The sequence below is a fragment of the Caldimonas tepidiphila genome (assembly GCF_003569765.1).
GTDB classification, from domain to species: Bacteria; Pseudomonadota; Gammaproteobacteria; order Burkholderiales; family Burkholderiaceae_C; genus Caldimonas; species Caldimonas tepidiphila.
In genome coordinates this window covers 143,695-161,466 of record NZ_QXMG01000003.1, presented here as the reverse complement: position 1 = coordinate 161,466, position 17,772 = coordinate 143,695, and the positions used below count along the sequence as shown (strand labels likewise).

General features: G+C 71.5%; 13 protein-coding genes. 4 read left to right on the top strand and 9 right to left on the bottom strand.

Annotated elements, in window-relative coordinates; genetic code table 11:
• Positions 1-157: 157 nt before the first annotated feature.
• Positions 158-1,096, bottom strand: coding sequence for an SPFH domain-containing protein (locus D3A59_RS07450; protein WP_119154282.1), 939 nt, complete (start codon positions 1,094-1,096; stop codon positions 158-160).
• Between the two features lie 59 nt (positions 1,097-1,155).
• Positions 1,156-1,584 carry an NfeD family protein gene (locus tag D3A59_RS07445; protein ID WP_119154281.1) on the bottom strand — a complete coding sequence of 143 codons (429 nt, stop codon included), beginning with the start codon at positions 1,582-1,584 and terminating at the stop codon, positions 1,156-1,158.
• Positions 1,585-1,788: 204 nt separating this feature from the next.
• Here D3A59_RS07445 and D3A59_RS07440 point away from each other — a divergent pair, with 204 nt between their 5' ends.
• Positions 1,789-4,056, top strand: coding sequence for an Orn/Lys/Arg family decarboxylase (locus tag D3A59_RS07440; protein WP_119154280.1), 2,268 nt, complete (start codon positions 1,789-1,791; stop codon positions 4,054-4,056).
• A gap of 40 nt (positions 4,057-4,096) precedes the next feature.
• The gene (gene rraA, locus D3A59_RS07435) at positions 4,097-4,603 is read left to right on the top strand and encodes a ribonuclease E activity regulator RraA (RefSeq protein WP_119154279.1); all 507 of its coding nucleotides are present in this window, start codon (positions 4,097-4,099) and stop codon (positions 4,601-4,603) included.
• Positions 4,604-4,682: 79 nt separating this feature from the next.
• On the opposite strand, the gene D3A59_RS07430 is transcribed toward rraA, so the two are convergent.
• From D3A59_RS07430 to mfd, 3 genes are read right to left on the bottom strand one after another with little or no spacing between them, the layout of a single operon-like run.
• Positions 4,683-5,249, bottom strand: coding sequence for a flavin reductase family protein (locus D3A59_RS07430; protein ID WP_119154278.1), 567 nt, complete (start codon positions 5,247-5,249; stop codon positions 4,683-4,685).
• Positions 5,246-5,944 (bottom strand): phosphoserine phosphatase SerB, encoded by a 699-nt coding sequence (gene serB, locus D3A59_RS07425; protein ID WP_119154277.1) that lies wholly within the window; start codon positions 5,942-5,944, stop codon positions 5,246-5,248. The genes D3A59_RS07430 and serB overlap by 4 nt, the downstream gene beginning before the upstream one ends.
• A gap of 28 nt (positions 5,945-5,972) precedes the next feature.
• Entirely contained in the window at positions 5,973-9,419 is a 3,447-nt protein-coding gene (gene mfd, locus D3A59_RS07420; RefSeq protein WP_119154329.1) for a transcription-repair coupling factor, read from the bottom strand.
• Between the two features lie 179 nt (positions 9,420-9,598).
• Between mfd and ispD the strand changes: the two genes are divergently transcribed.
• The gene (gene ispD, locus D3A59_RS07415; protein ID WP_119154276.1) at positions 9,599-10,321 is read left to right on the top strand and encodes a 2-C-methyl-D-erythritol 4-phosphate cytidylyltransferase; all 723 of its coding nucleotides are present in this window, start codon (positions 9,599-9,601) and stop codon (positions 10,319-10,321) included.
• Positions 10,322-10,355: 34 nt separating this feature from the next.
• Complete coding sequence (ispF, locus tag D3A59_RS07410) at positions 10,356-10,844, top strand: 2-C-methyl-D-erythritol 2,4-cyclodiphosphate synthase (protein WP_119154275.1); 489 nt, start codon at positions 10,356-10,358, stop codon at positions 10,842-10,844.
• Positions 10,845-11,067: 223 nt separating this feature from the next.
• Here ispF and D3A59_RS07405 read toward each other — a convergent pair whose 3' ends face one another.
• From D3A59_RS07405 to D3A59_RS07390, 4 genes are read right to left on the bottom strand one after another with little or no spacing between them, the layout of a single operon-like run.
• A complete protein-coding gene (locus D3A59_RS07405; RefSeq protein WP_119154274.1) occupies positions 11,068-11,508 on the bottom strand; it encodes a PPC domain-containing DNA-binding protein in 441 nt (146 codons plus the stop codon).
• A gap of 40 nt (positions 11,509-11,548) precedes the next feature.
• Entirely contained in the window at positions 11,549-14,515 is a 2,967-nt protein-coding gene (locus D3A59_RS07400; RefSeq protein WP_119154273.1) for an FAD-binding and (Fe-S)-binding domain-containing protein, read from the bottom strand.
• Positions 14,497-15,603, bottom strand: coding sequence for an enolase C-terminal domain-like protein (locus D3A59_RS07395; protein ID WP_119154272.1), 1,107 nt, complete (start codon positions 15,601-15,603; stop codon positions 14,497-14,499). The genes D3A59_RS07400 and D3A59_RS07395 overlap by 19 nt, the downstream gene beginning before the upstream one ends.
• A gap of 19 nt (positions 15,604-15,622) precedes the next feature.
• Entirely contained in the window at positions 15,623-17,437 is a 1,815-nt protein-coding gene (locus D3A59_RS07390) for a thiamine pyrophosphate-requiring protein (RefSeq protein ID WP_119154271.1), read from the bottom strand.
• Between the last annotated feature and the right edge of the window lie 335 nt (positions 17,438-17,772).

Genomic DNA, 17,772 nt, shown 5'->3' with positions numbered 1-17,772 from the left:
TTTCCCCCTGCGGGGCAGTCTAGGAACGGACGTCCCTGCCGGCTTCCCGTGCACCGGGGGGCGGCACCTGCCTGAAGGCGCGGGGATCGGGGGGGATGGCACGCCCGCCACGCGGCAGGGGCGGCGAGCCGGCGGGGCAGCCGGCTCGCCGGCGAACTCAGCGCGGCGGCGGCACGGCGGCCGAGGCCGGGGGTGCGCTCTTCATCAGCGTCATCGCGGTGCCGATCAGGCCGGAGACCTCGCTCATGTTGCCCGGCACGATCATCGTGTTGTTCTTCTGCGCGAGCTGCGCGAAGGCCTGCACCGCCTGCTCGGCCACGCGCAGGTTCACCGCCTCCATGCCGCCGGGCTGCCGGATGGCCTCGGCGATCTGGCGGATCGCACCGGCCGTGGCCTCGGCCACCGCGGTGATCGCCGCGGCCTCGCCGTGCGCCTTGTTGATCTCGGCCTGCTTCTCGCCCTCGGAGCGCGCGATGAAGGACTCGCGCTCGCCGGTGGCGATGTTGATCTGCTCCTGCTTGCGGCCCTCGGACGCGGCGATCAGCGCGCGCTTCTCGCGCTCGGCGGTGATCTGCGCCTGCATCGCGCGCAGGATCTCGGCCGGCGGCGTGAGGTCCTTGATCTCGTAGCGCAGCACCTTCACGCCCCAGTTGAGCGCGGCCTCGTCGAGCGCGTTGACCACCGCGGTGTTGATCGCGTCGCGCTCCTCGAAGGTCTTGTCGAGCTCCATGCGGCCGATCACCGAGCGCAGCAGGGTCTGCGCGAGCTGGGTGATCGCCATCACGTAGTTGCTGGAGCCGTAGCTCGCGCGCATCGGGTCGGTGACCTGGAAATAGATGATGCCGTCCACCTGCAGCTGCGTGTTGTCCTTGGTGATGCAGACCTGGCTCGGCACGTCGAGCGGGATCTCCTTGAGCGAGTGCTTGTAGGCGATGCGGTCGACGAAGGGCACGATGAAGTTCAGGCCCGGCGTGAGCGTGCCGTGGTACTTGCCCAGGCGCTCGAGCACCCAGGCGTTCTGCTGCGGCACCACCTTGATCGCTCGCACGATGAAGATCACGGCGAGGACGAACAGGACGGGGGCGATCAATTCCATTCGGGGTCTCCGGGTCGGGATGGCGGGTCGGGAAGGGGAAGGGCGGGACGGGTTCGGGCTCAGCGGCGCAGCACCAGGCGGCTGCCTTCGAGCGCCTCGATGACATGCTCGCCCGGCGCGGGCGCGCCGGGGCCGGCCCAGCGCGCGGACCACTCGGCGCCGCGGTAGTGCACGCGGGCGCTGCCGTCCGCGTCCCAGCGCTCGACGTGCACGCGCTCGCCGATGTCGAGCATGACGTCGCGGTTGGCGCCGGCGGGCGGGGAGGGCGGCTCCTGCTGGCGGCGCACCACCCAGGCGCCCACCGCGCCGCCGCCGATCACGGCCGCGGTGACGATCTGCATCGGCAGGCCGAAGCCGGCATGGGCGGCCAGCGCGCCGGCAGCCAGGCCGATGCCCAGCATCAGCAGGTGGAAGCTGCCGCTGAGCAGCTCCAGCGCCACCACGACGCCGGCCGCCACCCACCATCCCGTCGCAGGCCCCAGATCCATGCATCCCTCTCGATGTGTCTTCCTGTAGCCGGGCAGTGTACGTGCCGTTCCCGCCACCCGGTGCCGCGCCGGCATGGCGCCTGCTCCCCCAGGGAAATGGCCGGCCTGCGGCCTCCGTGTCGACCGACCGCAGGTGTTGTCACGGTGCAGGCCCTACACTTCGCGCTTTTCCGAAACCGATCCGCATTCCGCCAGAGGTCCCGCATGATGCGTTTCCACTTCCCCATCGTCATCATCGACGAGGACTACCGCTCCGAGAACACCTCGGGCCTCGGCATCCGCGCGCTCGCCGACGCCATCAAGAAGGAGGGCTTCGAGGTCATCGGCGTCACGAGCTACGGCGACCTGTCGCAGTTCGCGCAGCAGCAGAGCCGCGCCAGCGCCTTCATCCTGTCGATCGACGACGAGGAGTTCGCGGGCCTCGAGCCCGAGCCGGAGCCCGCCGCGCTGCAGAACCTGCGCAAGTTCATCGTCGAAATCCGCCACAAGAACGCCGACATCCCGATCTACCTGTACGGCGAGACGCGCACTTCGCAGCACCTGCCCAACGACATCCTGCGCGAGCTGCACGGCTTCATCCACATGTTCGAGGACACGCCGGAGTTCGTCGCGCGCCACATCATCCGCGAGGCCAAGAGCTACCTCGACGGGCTGGCGCCGCCGTTCTTCCGCGCGCTGATGGGCTACGCGTCGGACGGCTCCTACTCCTGGCACTGCCCCGGCCACTCGGGCGGCGTCGCGTTCCTGAAGAGCCCGGTCGGACACATGTTCCACCAGTTCTTCGGCGAGAACCTGCTGCGTGCCGACGTGTGCAACGCGGTCGAGGAGCTCGGCCAGCTGCTCGACCACACCGGGCCGGTGGCCGCGAGCGAGAAGAACGCCGCGCGCATCTTCAACGCCGACCACTGCTTCTTCGTCACCAACGGCACCAGCACCAGCAACAAGATGGTCTGGCACCACGCGGTGGCCTCGGGCGACATCGTCGTCGTGGACCGCAACTGCCACAAGTCGGTGCTGCACTCGATCATCATGACCGGGGCCATCCCCGTGTTCCTGACGCCGACGCGCAACCACTACGGCATCATCGGCCCGATCCCCGAGAGCGAGTTCTCGCCCGAGGCGATCAAGCGCAAGATCGCCGCCAACCCGCTGCTCGCGGGGGTCGACCCCGAGAAGGTCAAGCCGAGGATCCTCACGCTCACGCAGAGCACCTACGACGGCGTTCTCTACAACACCGAGACCATCAAGGCCAAGCTCGACGGCTGGATCAACCACCTGCACTTCGACGAGGCCTGGCTGCCGCACGCCGCCTTCCACAAGTTCTACGGCAGCTACCACGCGATGGGCAAGAACCGCCCGCGCCCGAAGGAGGCTATGGTCTACGCGACGCAGAGCACGCACAAGCTGCTCGCGGGCCTCTCGCAGGCCTCGCAGGTGCTGGTGCAGGACTCGCAGACCAGGCAGCTCGACCGCCACCTCTTCAACGAGGCCTACCTGATGCACACCAGCACCAGCCCGCAGTACGCGATCATCGCGAGCTGCGACGTGGCCGCGGCGATGATGGAGCCGCCGGGCGGCACGGCGCTGGTGGAGGAGAGCATCCGCGAGGCGCTCGACTTCCGCCGCGCGATGCGCAAGGTCGAGGGCGACTACAGCGACTGGTGGTTCAAGGTCTGGGGACCGGAGCACCTGACCGAGGAAGGCATCGGCGAGCCGAGCGACTGGCTGCTGCACGCCGACGAGGACTGGCACGGCTTCGGCAACCTCGCCGACGGCTTCAACATGCTCGACCCGATCAAGGCCACCGTCATCACGACGGGCCTGGACGTGTCGGGCAAGTTCGCCGAGACCGGCATCCCGGCCTCGATCGTCACCAAGTACCTCGCCGAGCACGGCGTGGTGGTGGAGAAGACCGGCCTCTACTCCTTCTTCATCCTGTTCACGATCGGCATCACCAAGGGCCGCTGGAACACGATGGTGGCGGCGCTGCAGCAGTTCAAGGACGACTACGACCGCAACCAGCCGATGTGGCGCGTGCTGCCGGAGTTCGTCGCCAAGCACCCGCGCTACGAGCGCATGGGCCTGCGCGACCTCTGCCAGACCATCCACGAGACCTATGCGAAGAAGGACATCGCGCGGCTGACCACCGAGATGTACCTGTCGGACCTGCACCCGGCGATGAAGCCGAGCGAGGCCTTCGCCTGCATCGCGCACGGCGAGACCGAGCGCGTGAACATCGACGAGCTCGAAGGCCGCATCGGCACCTCGCTGCTGACGCCCTATCCGCCGGGCATCCCGCTCTTGATCCCGGGCGAGCGCTTCAACAAGAAGATCCTCGACTACCTGTACTTCGCGCGCGACTTCAACAAGCAGTTCCCCGGCTTCGAGACCGACGTGCACGGGCTCGTCGTGACCGAGGACGAGCGCGGCAACCGCGAGTACTGGATGGACTGCGTGAAGCAGAAGGGCTGAGCCGGAAGAACCGACCACAACCACGCCGGAGGGGCGAGCGATGACGAGCGAGAAGAAGGACTTTGCGACCTGCGACCTGTGCGACGAGCGCAAGAACGACGCGAGCGGCGATTTCCGCGTGCTGCCGCCGGTGTTCCGCGACTTCGGCGGGCGAACGAAGTTCGCCGGGCCGGTGGCGACGGTGAAGTGCTTCGAGGACAACTCGCTCGTGAAGGCGGCGCTGGAGTCGCCCGGCGAGGGCCGCGTGCTGGTCGTGGACGGCGGCGGCTCGCTGCGCCGCGCGCTGGTCGGCGGCAACATCGGGCAGGCCGCGGCGCGCAACGGCTGGGCCGGCGTCGTGATCGACGGCTGCGTGCGCGACGTGGCGGAGCTGGCCGCCTGCGAGGTCGGCATCCGCGCGCTCGCCTCGATGCCGCTGCCGACCGAGCGGCGCCAGCAGGGGCTGGTGGACCTGCCGGTGCAACTGCAGGGCGTGTGGGTGCGCCCCGGCGACTGGCTCTATGCGGACGCCGACGGCATCGTCGTGACCTCGGCACCCGCCGCCTGAATCCGGCTTTCCGTCAGCGAAACGGCCCGCGCTCCCTTTGCGGGGAGGCGGGCCGTTTTTCATCGACGAGGGGCGGGCTTCAGCCGGCCTTGAAGGCCTCGCCGATCGCCATGAAGGCGCCGCCCGCGACATGGTGGATGGTGCGCAGCGCCTCGTCGTCGAAATGCCAGCGGCCGTTCGAGAACGCGCGCGGGTCGGCCCAGGCGGCCACCACCTCGCCAAGGAAAAGGTCGTGCGCGGCCTCGAGCGCCGGCTGCGGCAGGCGCCGGCATTCGAGCCAGGCGACGCAGTCCTCGACCAGCGGCGCGGCGACGACCGAGCCGGGGGCGGTTGCGATCTTCAGCGTCGCGATCTTGTCCTCGTCGCGGCCGCTCGTCGAGCCGACCGCGACCGTCAGCCCGGCCTGCGCGCGGCAGGGCACGTTCAGCACGAACTCGCCCGAGCCCTCGATCAGCCCGCGCGTGAAGGTGCTCTTGTCGAGCACTACCGCGACCTTCGGCGGGTCGAAGTCGAGCGGCATGTTCCAGGCTGCGGCCATCACGTTGGCGCGTCCGTCGTGGGCGGCGCTGACCAGCACCGTCGGGCCGTGGTTCAGCAGCCGGTAGGCCTTCGCGAGTTCGACGGGAGCGCGGTTCGCTGCACTCACGGCAGGACGACCTCCAGCAGCCGGTCGAGCCCGCCCTCGTTGATCGCGACCATCGCCTGCTCGCGCACCTTCGGTTTCGCGTGGTAGGCGACCGACAGGCCCGCGGCATGCATCATCAAGAGGTCGTTGGCACCGTCGCCGACCGCGATGGCCTGCGAGGGGCTGCAGCCGACCTGCTCGCACAGCGCGAGCAGCTGGCGCTTCTTCTCCTCGCCGTCGACGATGTCGCCGATCACGCGGCCGGTCAGCCGTCCGTCGGCGATCTCCAGCAGGTTGGACTTCGCATGGTCCATGCCCAGGCGCTCGCGCACCCGGTCGGCGAAGAAGGTGAAGCCGCCCGACACCAGCAGCGTGGTCAGGCCCGCGGCGCGCGCCGCCTGCATCAGCTCGACCGCGCCGGGGTTCAGTTGCAGGCGCTGCTCGTAGACCTGCTCGAGCGCCGTCGCCGGCACGCCCTCCATCAGCGCCAGGCGCCGGCGCAGGCTCTCCTTGAAGTCGGTGATCTCGCCGCGCATCGCGGCCTCGGTGATCGCCGCGACCTCGGCCTTCTTGCCGGCCGCGCCCGCGATCTCGTCGATGCACTCGATGTTGATCAGGGTCGAGTCCATGTCGAAGGCGATGACGCGGAAGTCGGAGAGCTTCAGCGGCGGCGTGAAGCGCTGGATGACGAGGCCGGGGGCGTGTTCGATGCTCATGTACTTCTTGGGGTTCGTTTCTCGGGCCTCAGGCGGCCTGGGTCTTGGGGGTGCCGAGCGAGCGCAGCACGTCGCGCAGCAGCTGCGCGCGCGCCTGCGGCTCGGGGGTTTCCTTGTCGATGCGCAGCTTGTCGTTGCCGGCGAGCTTGATGTGCCGGTTCTTCTGCACCAGCTCGATGATGCGCAGCGGCTCGACCGGCGGGTTGGGGCGGAAGGTGATCACCATCGCCTTCGGCGCCGCGTCGATCTTCAGCACGCCGTAGGGCTTGGCCAGCACGCGCAGCCGGTGCACGTCGAAGAGCGTCTGGCCCTGCGGCGGGAGCTTGCCGAAGCGGTCGGTGACTTCCTCCAGCAGCGCGTCGATCTGCTCGTTCTTCTCGGCGGTGGCGAGGCGCTTGTAGAGGTTCAGGCGCACGTGCACGTCGCCGCAGTAGCTGTCGGGCAGCAGGGCCGGGGCATGCAGGTTGATCTCGGTGGCGGCATTCAAGGGCGACAGCAGATCCGGTTCGCGCCCCGCCTTCAGCGAGCGCACGGCCTCCGACAGCATGTCGTTGTACATCTGGAAGCCGACCTCCTGCATGTTGCCGCTCTGGTTCTCGCCCAGCACCTCGCCGGCGCCGCGGATCTCCAGGTCGTGCATCGCGAGGTAGAAGCCCGAGCCCAGCTCCTCCATGCTCTGGATCGCATCCAGCCGCTGCTGCGCCTGCTTGGACAGGCCCTCGAGGTCCGGCACCAGCAGGTAGGCATAGGCCTGGTGGTGCGAGCGGCCGACGCGGCCTCTGAGCTGGTGCAGCTGCGCGAGGCCGAACTTGTCGGCGCGGCTGATGACGATGGTGTTGGCGCTGGGTACGTCGATGCCGGTCTCGATGATGGTCGAGCACAGCAGCACGTTGTGGCGCTGCGCGACGAACTCGCGCATCACGCGCTCGAGCTCGCGCTCGGGCATCTGGCCGTGCGCGATCGCGATGCGCGCCTCGGGCAGCAGCTCCTCCAGCTTCTGGCGCCGGTTCTCGATCGTCTCGACCTCGTTGTGCAGGAAGTAGACCTGTCCGCCGCGCTTCAATTCGCGCAGCACCGCCTCGCGGATCACGCCGTTGCTCTCGCTGCGCACGAAGGTCTTGATCGCGAGGCGCCGCTGCGGCGCGGTGGCGATCACCGACAGGTCGCGCAGGCCTTCCAGCGCCATGCCGAGCGTGCGCGGAATCGGCGTCGCGGTCAGCGTCAGCACGTCGACCTCGGCGCGCAGCGCCTTCATCGCCTCCTTGTGGCGCACGCCGAAACGGTGCTCCTCGTCGATGATCAGCAGGCCCAGCCGCGCGAACTTCACGTCGCCCGACAAGAGCTTGTGCGTGCCGACCACGATGTCGATCGTGCCGTCAGCCAGGCCCTGCATCGCGACCTTGACCTCCTTGGCCGATCTGAAGCGCGACATCTCGGCGATCTTCACCGGCCACTGCGCGAAGCGGTCCACCAGCGTCTGGTAGTGCTGCTCGGCGAGCAGCGTGGTCGGCGCGAGCAGCGCGACCTGCTTGCCGCCGGTGACCGCGACGAAGGCCGCGCGCAGCGCCACCTCCGTCTTGCCGAAGCCGACGTCGCCGCAGACCAGCCGGTCCATCGGCTGCGGGCTGATCATGTCCTGGATCACCGCGTGGATCGCGGCGTTCTGGTCCGGTGTCTCCTCGAAGCCGAAGCTCGACGCGAAGGCCTCGTAGTCGTGCGGCGAGAAGCGGAAGGCGTAACCCTCGCGCGCGGCGCGGCGGGCATAGATGTTGAGCAGCTCGGCCGCGGTGTCGCGCACCTGCTCGGCAGCCTTGCGCCTGGCCTTGTCCCACTGGCCGGAGCCGAGCCTGTGCAGCGGCGCCTCGTCGGCGCTGACGCCGGTGTAGCGGCTGATCAGGTGCAGCTGCGCGACCGGCACGTAGAGCGTGGCCTTGTCGGCGTACTCCAGGTGCAGGAACTCGCTCGGGCCGTCGCCGAGATCGATGTTCAGCAGGCCCTGGTAGCGGCCGATGCCGTGGTTGGCGTGCACCACCGGGTCGCCGACCTTCAGCTCCGACAGGTCCTTGATCAGCGCGTCGACGTTGCTGACCTGCTCCTGCTGGCGGCGTTTTCTCCTCGTGGTCGGGCCGGTCGCGAACAGCTCGGTCTCGGTGACGAACTGGATCGCCTCGGCGTCCCCTTCGCGCGCCCAGTGGAAACCGGCCGCGAGCGGCGCGACCGCGATCGCGAACTTCTCGGCGCCCGCCTCGAAGGCCGCGAGCGACTCCACGCTCGGCGGCTCGATGCGCTGGTCGCGCAGCAACTCGAGCAGGCTCTCGCGCCGGCCCGCGGACTCCGCGACGATCAGCACGCGGTGCGGGCTGGACAGGATGTGGTCGTGCAGCTTCTTCAGCGGCTCGGGCGTGCCGCGCTCGGCCGACAGGTCCGGCAGCGGCCGGGCCCAGTCCACGGCTTCCTTGCCGCGCAGCGCGAGCTGCGCATGGGCGTTGGCCAGCATGAAGAAGTCGTCGGGCCGCAGGAAGATGTCCTCGGGCGGCAGGATCGGCCGCTCGGGGTCGTGCTGCAGGAAACGGTGGCGCTCGCGCGTGTCGTTCCAGAAGCGTTTCAGGGCCTCGTCGATCTCGCCGTGCAGCGCGATCGTCGCCTGCGCGCCGAAGTACTCGAAGATCGTCGCGGTCTGCTCGAAGAAGAGCGGCAGGTAGTACTCGATGCCGGCGGTGGCGATGCCGGTGCCGATGTCCTTGTAGATGCGCGACTTGCTCGGGTCGCCCTCCATGCGCTCGCGCCAGCGGCTCCTGAACGCCGCACGCGCGTCCTCGTCCATCGGGAACTCGCGCCCGGGCAGCAGGCGCACCTCGGGAACGGGATAGAGGCTGCGCTGGCTGTCGGGGTCGAAGGTGCGGATCGAGTCGATCTCGTCGCCGAACAGGTCCACGCGGTAGGGCACCAGCGAGCCCATCGGAAAGAGGTCGATCAGGCCGCCGCGCACCGCGTACTCGCCGGGCGATACCACCTGGCTGACATGCTGGTAGCCGGCGAGCGTGAGCTGGCTCTTGAGCGCCGCCTCGTCCAGGCGCTGCTTCTGCTTGAAGTGGAAGGTGTAGGCGGCGAGGAAGGAGGGCGGGGCCAGCCGCACCAGCGCGGTCGTCGCCGGCAGCAGCACCACGTCCACCTCGCCCTGCAGCATGCGCCACAGGGTGGCCAGGCGCTCGGAGCTCAGGTCCTGGTGCGGCGAGAAGCTGTCGTAGGGCAGCGTCTCCCAGTCGGGGAAGACGGCGATGCGCAGCTCCGGCGCGAAGAAGGCCAGCTCGTCCTGCAGCCGCTGCGTGTCGCCGGGCTCGGCGGTGACGATCGCAAGCCGCTGCTTCTTCGCCGCCAGCTGCCGGGCCATGCGGGCCAGTTGCAGCGCGTCGGCCGAGCCGGGAGGACGGGGCAGGGTGTAGCGTTTGCCGGGGGCGAGGGTGGGCAGTTGCATGGCGCGCAGCAAATGGGAAGCGCCCCGCGGCGAGCTGCCGAGGGGCGTGAAGGGCCCGATTGTAGAGAGCCGGGGGTGCCCCTGCCGGGGCGCGGGCGCGCCGCGGCAGGCGGCCGCCACGGCGGCGCAGGGACGGCCCGCGCTGCGTATCATGGCGGCCCGCCGACTCGCTCCGCACCATGTCCCTGTCCCTGATCGGCAGCCCGCCGCGCTGCTTTGCCCTGGTTCCCTGCGCCGGCGTCGGCGAGCGCGCCGGTGTCGGCGGCCCGAAGCAGTACCACCCGGTGGCCGGCCGCGCCGTCGTCGCGCACACGCTCGACGCGCTCGCGCGGGTGAGGCGGCTGGAGGCGGTGCTCGTCGTGCTGTCGCCGGGCGACGCGCAGTTCGAGCGCCACGCGCCGGACTTCAGCGGCGAGCGCGCCTGGGTGGCGCGCTGCGGCGGATCGACCCGCGCCGAGTCGGTCGCCAACGGCCTCGACGAGCTGCTGGCGCGCGGCGCGCAGCCGCACGACTGGGTGCTGGTGCACGACGCGGCGCGCTGCCTGCTGCGCCCCGAATGGGTCGAGCGGCTGATCGAGGCCTGCGCCGACGACGAGGTGGGTGGCCTGCTCGCGCTGCCGCTGGCCGACACGCTCAAGCATTCCGAGGACGGGCGCGTCGCCGCGACGGTCGACCGCACGGCCAAGTGGGCCGCGCAGACGCCGCAGATGTTCCGCCTCGGGCTGCTGCGTCCGGCGCTCGCGGCCGCCGGGGGCGGCGTCACCGACGAGTCGAGCGCGGTCGAGGCGCTCGGCCACCGCCCGAAGCTCGTCGCCGGCGACTTCGAGAACTTCAAGCTCACCTGGCCGGGCGACTTCGCGCTCGCCGAGCGGCTGCTGCGCACGCGCGGCGCCGCTGCCTGATCCCCGGCCTCAACCCCTGTCCAGAGAGGACCGCATGTCCCCATTCGACTTCCGCATCGGCGAGGGCTGGGACGTCCACGCCCTGGTGAGCGGCCGCCCGCTCGTGCTCGGCGGCGTGACCATCCCGCACACGCACGGCCTGCTCGGCCACTCCGACGCCGACGCGCTGCTGCACGCGATCACCGACGCGCTCCTCGGCGCCGCGGGCCTGGGCGACATCGGCCGGCACTTCCCCGACACCGATGCGCAGTTCAAGGGCGCCGACTCGCACACGCTGCTGACCGAGGCGGCGCGGCGCGTGAAGGCGGCGGGCTGGAGCGTCGTCAACGTCGACAGCACCATCGTCGCGCAGGCGCCGAAGATGGCGCCGCACATCCCGCTGATGCGCGAACGCATCGCCGAGGCGCTCGGGCTCGCGGCCGAGCGCGTCAACGTGAAGGCGAAGACCGCCGAGAAGATGGGCCCGGTCGGGCGGCTGGAGGCGATCGAGGCGCGCGCCGTCTGCCTGCTCGCACGCGGCTGACGCTTGCCTCCCGGGGAGCGGCCGGCCGTGCGCCGGCGCGCCGCTTCGCGGCCTTCGGCGTGCTGCTGGCCGCCGTGATGACGCTGCTCTTCCTCGTCGGCCTGGTCGGGCGCCGCGACCGCACGGTCCGGCGCATGGGCCTGGACTCGCTGGCCGTGGCCGCGGTCTACCTCGCCGGCGTGGCGATGCTCTACCGGCTGCGCCGAGACGTGCCGGCCGCGGCTCAGGAGGCGTCGGGGCGGATCAGCGCCAGGCCGCTGTCGGGATCGTGCCGGCGGCACAGGTGGGCGGGCGAGTCCACCACCAGCACCTCCAGCGTCGGCCGCACCTGCGCGGAGAGCAGGTGGCCGCCCACGGTGCTGCCGTCGCGGCGGCCGAGCACGACATGCGCGTGCAGCCTGGGCCGCTCGCCGTCGAGCGCGAAGTCGCCGACCAGCGACAGCACCTCGACCTGCTCCTCCACCGGGATGCGCTCGTAGTCCTTGCGCTCCCAGTCGAAGTAGCCGAGCGTTGCGCGCTCGAAGGCGCCGATGGCGGTGATGCGGCTCGCGCTCAAGCCCTGCTCGACGGCGAAGCGCTCCAGGGTCGAGACGACCTCGTCGCCGCGCTCGAACACGAGCGCGAAGGTGCGCTCGGGCGCGCGGTTGAGGAGCTTGGCTTGCATGGCGGGATCCTTTCTCCTGCGGGTGGGGTCGGCGCGCCTCTCAGGCGCGCAGCGCACGGCGCAGCACCTGCGCCGGGTGCAGCGCGGTGCGGCCGGTGGCCTGCCGGATCTGCTCGCGGCAGCTGTAGCCGTCGGTGAGGAGGATGGTGTCGAAGCCCGCGGCGCGCACCGCCGGCAGCAGCACCCGCTCGCCGCAGCGCATCGAGACCTCGTACTTCTCGCGCTCGAAGCCGAAGGAGCCGGCCATGCCGCAGCAGCCGGCGTCGGGCCGCCGCACGTCCAGCCCCAGCGCGTCCAGCACCGCCGCGTCGTCGTCGAGCCCGAACACCGCCTTGTGGTGGCAGTGCGGGTGGTGGAGCGCGGGCCGGTCGAGCGGCTCGATCGGCAGCGCGTCGAGCCGCGGGCGCAGCACGCTGCACAGCAGCTGCGCCTGCCGGCACAGCGCCTTCGCGCGTGCATCGCGCGGGAACAGCGCGGGCAGCTCCTCGCGGAACACCGAGGCGCAGGCGGGCTCCAGCATCACGATGGGCGTGCCCGCGTCGAGCTCCGGGCCGAGCGCGTCCAGCACCGTGGCGAGGTAGTCGCGCGCCCGATCGAGCAGGCCGAACTCGTAGAGCGGCCGCCCGCAGCACAGCCCGTCCGGCGGCAGCCGCACGCGCCAGCCCGCGGCCTCCAGCACCTCGGTCGCGGCCCGCGCCACCTCGGGGTGGAAGTGCTGGTTGAAGGTGTCGGGCCACAGCAGCAGCTCGCCTGCCGGCGCCTGCCGCTCGCGCCGCGGACGGTGCGCGAACCACTGCCGGAAGGTGCGCGGCGCCAGCCGCGGCAGCTCGCGCTGCGGCGCGATGCCAGCGACACGCCGGCCGAGCGCGGCCAGCGCCGGCTGCGCGAGCAGCGCATTGACGAGGCCCGGCGCGTGCGCGCCGAGCCGCGCCCAGCGGTCGATGCGCCCGAACAGGTGGGCGGCGAGCGGGCGCGCGTGGCGCTCGTGGTAGTGCGACAGGAACTCGGCCTTGTAGGTGGCCATGTCCACCTTCACCGGGCACTCGCCCTTGCAGCCCTTGCACGACAGGCACAGGTCCAGCGCCTCCTTGACGGCCGACTCCTGCCAGCCCCCCTTCAGCGGGTCGCCTCCGAGCATCTCGAACAGCAGCCGCGCCCGGCCGCGCGTGGAGTGCATCTCCTCGCCGGTGGCCATGTAGCTCGGGCACATCGTGCCGCTCTTCTTGCGGCACTCGCCCACGCCGACGCAGCGCAGCATCGCATGCGAGAAGCGGCCCCCGTCGTCCGGCCAGGCGAAGTGCGTCGCGGGCTCGGCCGGATGCCAGTCCGGGCCGAGCCGCAGGTTCTCGTCGGCGCGCCAGGCATCGACCACCTTGCCGGGGTTCATGCGCCCCTCGGGGTCCCACAGCGCCTTGAAGTCGCGGAAGGCCTGCATCAGCGGCTCGCCGAACATGCGCGGCAGCAGCTCGGCCTTGCTCTGGCCGTCGCCGTGCTCGCCCGAGATCGAGCCACCCATGCGCACGACGAGGTCCGCCGCCTCGTGGATGAAGCGGCGGTAGCGCCGGATGCCGTCGGCGGTGAAGAGGTCGAAGTTGGTGCGCGTGTGCAGGCAGCCCTGGCCGAAGTGGCCGTAGAAGTCGCCTTCGTAGCCGTGGCGCTGCAGCAGCGCGCGCAGCTCGCGCAGGTACTCGCCCAGCCGCTCTGGCGGCACCGACGAGTCCTCCCAGCCCTCCCAGGTCAGCGCCTTGTCGGGCACGTGCGCGGTGGCCCCGAGTCCCGATTCGCGCACCTTCCAGACCCGCTCCTGCGCCTTGTCGCGGGTGTGCAGCGCCATCGACGGCGGCTTGTCGCGTTCGCGCAGCCGCCCCATCAGCGCCTCGGCGCGCTCGCGGGCCTGCTCGCAGGTGTCGCCGCCGAACTCCACCAGCAGCCAGCCGCGGCCCTCGGGCAGCAGCTCCAGGTTCTCGGGCCGCAGCTGCACGCGGCGGATGTCGTCGGCGAGCCGATCGTCCACGCCCTCGAGCGCGATCGGCCCGGCCTCCATCACGCAGGGCACGTCGTCGGCCGCGGCATAGATGTCCTCGTAGCCGAGCACCAGCAGCGCGCGCTTCTCCGGGTTCGGCAGCAGCCGCAGCCTGGCCTCCAGCACGACCACGCAGCTGCCTTCCGAGCCGACCACGGCCTGCGCGAGGTTGAAGCCGTTCTCCGGCAGCAGCGCCGGCAGGTTGTAGCCCGAGACGCGGCGCGGGATCTTCGGAAAGTGCTTACGGATCTCGTCGGCGTGGCGGATGGCGAGTTCTTTCAAGCCCTGGTAGATCTGCGCCTCGCGCCCGCCGCGCGCGACGGCCGCTTCGAAGGCCGCCTCGTCGGTGCCGCCCAGCCTGAGGCGCAGCCCGTCGTAGGTCAGCACGTCGAGCTCGATGACGTTGTGCACCGTCTCGCCGCCCATCACCGAGTGCGGGCCGCAGGAGTTGTTGCCGATCATGCCGCCGAGCGTGTTGTGGTTGTGCGTGGCGGGGTCGGGCGCGAAGGTCAGGCCGACGCGATTCGCCTGCTCGCGCAGCTCGTCGAGCACCACGCCGGGCTGCACGCGCGCCCAGCGCCCCCCGGCGTCGATCTCCAGCACGCGGTTCATGTACTTGGAGAAGTCCATCACCACCGCGACGTTGCAGCACTGCCCGCACAGGCTCGTGCCCCCGCCACGCGAGAGCAGCGGCGCGCCGTGGCGGCGGCAGGCCTCCACCGTCCGCACGACGTCCTCGACGCTCCGGGGCAGCACCACGCCGATCGGCACCTGGCGGTAGTTGGAGGCGTCGGTGGCGTAGAGCGCACGGCTGCCGGGGTCGAAGCGCACCTCGCCCTCGATCCCGCGGCGCAGCGCCTCGGCCAGCGCGCGGGCGTCCACGCCGTGAGCGGTCTCGGCCGGCGGCAGGTAGCGCAGCGGCGCCTCGGCCGCGACCGCGCCCGCCCGGGGCGCCGCCTGGTTCCTCAGGAGACCCTGAAACATCGCGCGTCCTCCTCCTTGAGCTCCAGCCCGAGGCCGGGCCGGGAGAGGTCGGGCCGCAGCAGGCCGGCCTGCGGCTGCACCGCGCCGTCGAAGAGCACCGCCTCGATGCGCGCATGGTCGTGGAACCACTCCAAGTGCCGCACGCCCGGCGCCGCGCAGCACAGCGGCAGGTGCAACGCCGGCGCGCAGTGGCTGGACAGCGGCACGCCGAAGCTCCAGGCCAGCGCCGCCGCGTCGAGAAAGCCGGTGACGCCGGCGCAGCGCGTCGCGTCCGGCTGGATCACGTCCACGGCGCCGGCGGCGAGCATGCGCCGGAAATAGGGGGCGTCGTAGCCGTACTCGCCGGCGGTGACCTCGATGCCCGGCGGCGCGCGTTCGCGCACGAGGCGCAGGCCGTCGAGATCGTCGGAGGACACCGGCTCCTCGAACCAGCGCACGTCCTGCTCGGCGAAGTGCCGCGCCATGCGCAGCGCCTCGCCGGCCGACCAGGCACCGTTGGCGTCGACGAAGAGCTCCACGTCCGGCCCGATCGTCCGGCGCGCGAGGGCGACGCGGCGCGGGTCGTCCGCCGCGTCGCGGCCGACCTTCATCTTCACGCGCCGGATGCCCTGCGCCGCCCAGCCGCCGAGCTGCGCGCCGAGCTGCGCGTCGTCGTAGCTCGTGAAGCCGCCGCTGCCGTAGACCGGCACCGCGTCGCGCGCCATGCCGAGCAGGCGCGCCAGCGGCAGCCCGAGCAGCCGCGCCTTCAGGTCCCAGACGGCGGCGTCGAGCACCGAGATCGCCATCGAGGCGATGCCCGGTCGGCCGAGGTTGCGGATCGCGTCCACCATCGCGCGCCAGCAGCGGCGCGTGTCCAGCGCGTCGAGCCCGGCCAGCAGCGGCGCGAGCCTGTCGCGCGCGAGCAGCGCGGTCGCGGTGTCGGCATAGCCGTAGCCGAGCCCGGTCTGGCCGCCGGCTTCCAGCCGCGCGAGCACCAGCGTGGTCGAGTCCCAGGCCAGCGTGCCGTCGGACTCGGGCGCGTCGGTCGGCACCGTCCAGGCGCCGACCTCGCAGCGCCCGATCAGTGCCCGGCTGTCCTGCAGCGCCATCGCAGCTCTCCCGGTCGGCTCAGGGCTGGCCCCCCTGCGGGGGCGGCGCGGGCGGGACCTGCGCCGCCCACCATTCCTTCGCCGACGCGATCACGGTGCGCAGCGCATCCGGCTCGCCGTTCCACAGCGCCGAGGCGTAGGCCTTCGCGTTCTTCATCGTGATGTGCGGCGGCAGCGGCGGCACGTTCGGGTCCGTGACCGCCTCCAGCACCACCGGGCGCCGCGCCGACAGCGCCGCGTCCCAGGCCGCGGCCACGTCCTGCGGCCGCGAGACCCGGATGCCCTCCAGCCCGAGCAGCCGCGCGTACTCCGCATAGGGGAAGGCGGGCACGTTCTGCGAGGTCTCGAACTTCGGGTCCCCGGCCATCGCGCGCTGCTCCCAGGTGACCTGGTTGAGGTCGCCGTTGTTGAGCACCAGCACGATGAGGCGCGGGTCGGCCCAGCGCTGCCAGTCGCGCGCGATCGTGATGAGGCCGTTGATGCCGACCATCTGCATCGCGCCGTCGCCCACCATCGCGATCACCGGGCGCTGCGGGTGCGCGTACTTCGCGGCGAGCGCGTAGGGCACCGCGGGCCCCATCGTCGCCAGACCCCCGGACAGCGAGGCCATCATGCCGCGGCGGATCCTCAGGTGGCGCGCGTACCAGTTGGTGCCCGAGCCGGAGTCGGCGGTGAGGATGCAGTTCTCGGGCAGGCGCGGCGAGAGCTCGGAGAAGACGAGCTGCGGGTTCAGCGGCTCGGCCTCGTTGCCCGCGCGCGCCTCCATCACGCGCCACCAGCGCTCGACGTCGCGCTCGATCTTCTCGCGCCAGCCGCGGTCGGCCTTCGGCTGCAGTAGCGGCAGCAGCGCGGCGAGCGTGGCGCGGCTGTCGCCCACCAGGCCCACCTCCATCGGGTAGCGGATGTTGAGCTTGCGCCCGTCGATGTCGATCTGAACGCCGCGCGCCTTGCCCTCCTCGGGCAGGAACTCCGAGTAGGGAAAGCTCGATCCCACCATCAGCAGCGTGTCGCAACCGGTCATCAGCTCCCAGCTCGGCTGCGTGCCCAGCAGCCCGATCGCGCCGGTGACGAAGGGCAGGTCGTCGGGGACGGCGGCCTTGCCGAGCAGGGCCTTCGCGACGCCCGCGCCGAGCCTCTCCGCAACCGCGATCACCTCGTCGGTCGCGTGCAGCGCGCCCGCGCCCACCAGCATCGCCACCCGCTGCCCGGCGTTGAGTACGTCGGCCGCGCGCTGCAGCGCCTCGGGGGCGGGCTGCACCGAGTGCCCGGTCCAGCCGATGCCGCTGTGCACGGTGCCGTGCTCGCGCGGCGGGGTCTCGACCGCGTCGAGCTCCTGCACGTCGTTGGGCACGATGATGCAGGTCACGGTGCGGCGCTCGTAGGCGATGCGCACCGCGCGGTCCACCAGGTGGCGCACCTGCGCCGGCACGGTCGCCATCTCCACGAACTCGTGCGCCACGTCCTTGAACAGCGACAGCAGGTCCACCTCCTGCTGGTAGTCGCCGCCGAGCGCGGCGCGCTTCTGCTGGCCGACGATGGCGACCACGGGCTGGTGGTCGAGCTTGGCGTCGTACAGGCCGTTGAGCAGGTGGATCGCGCCCGGGCCCGAGGTCGCCAGACACACGCCCACGTCGCCGGTGAACTTCGCGTGCGCGCAGGCCATGAAGGCGGCGAGCTCCTCGTGGCGCGTCTGCACGAATTCGATCTTCCCGCCGGTGCGGTCCATCGCGCCCATCAGCCCGTTGATGCCGTCACCGGGAAAGCCGAAGATGCGGCGCACGCCCCAGGCCTGCAGCCGCTCCAGCAGGAAGTCGCTGACCGTCTTCTTTGCCATCTCGCTCGCTCCTGTCCGATCGGTGGAGGTAAGGCCGCCGGGGCCGACAGGGTCCGGCGGCACGTCCCGCGGAGGGGCAAACGGAGTGCCGGGCCGGGGCCTCCCCGCTTGGCGGCAGGGCAGCTCGATCGGCACGACGGGCCGCAGGCGCAGCCGCTCGCCCCGATGCCGAAGCACTGGCATCCCGGCCGCGCAGCCTCAGGTCCGGCCGGTAGCCATGGAGCTACACGTGCCGCAACCCGCGTGTGTCGGACCGCGCGGCCATGCGCCGGTGGTGGAGCGTAGGCACAGTGGGCTCGATCGCTGCCGGCGCATCCTCGTGCGCCGGGAGAAGC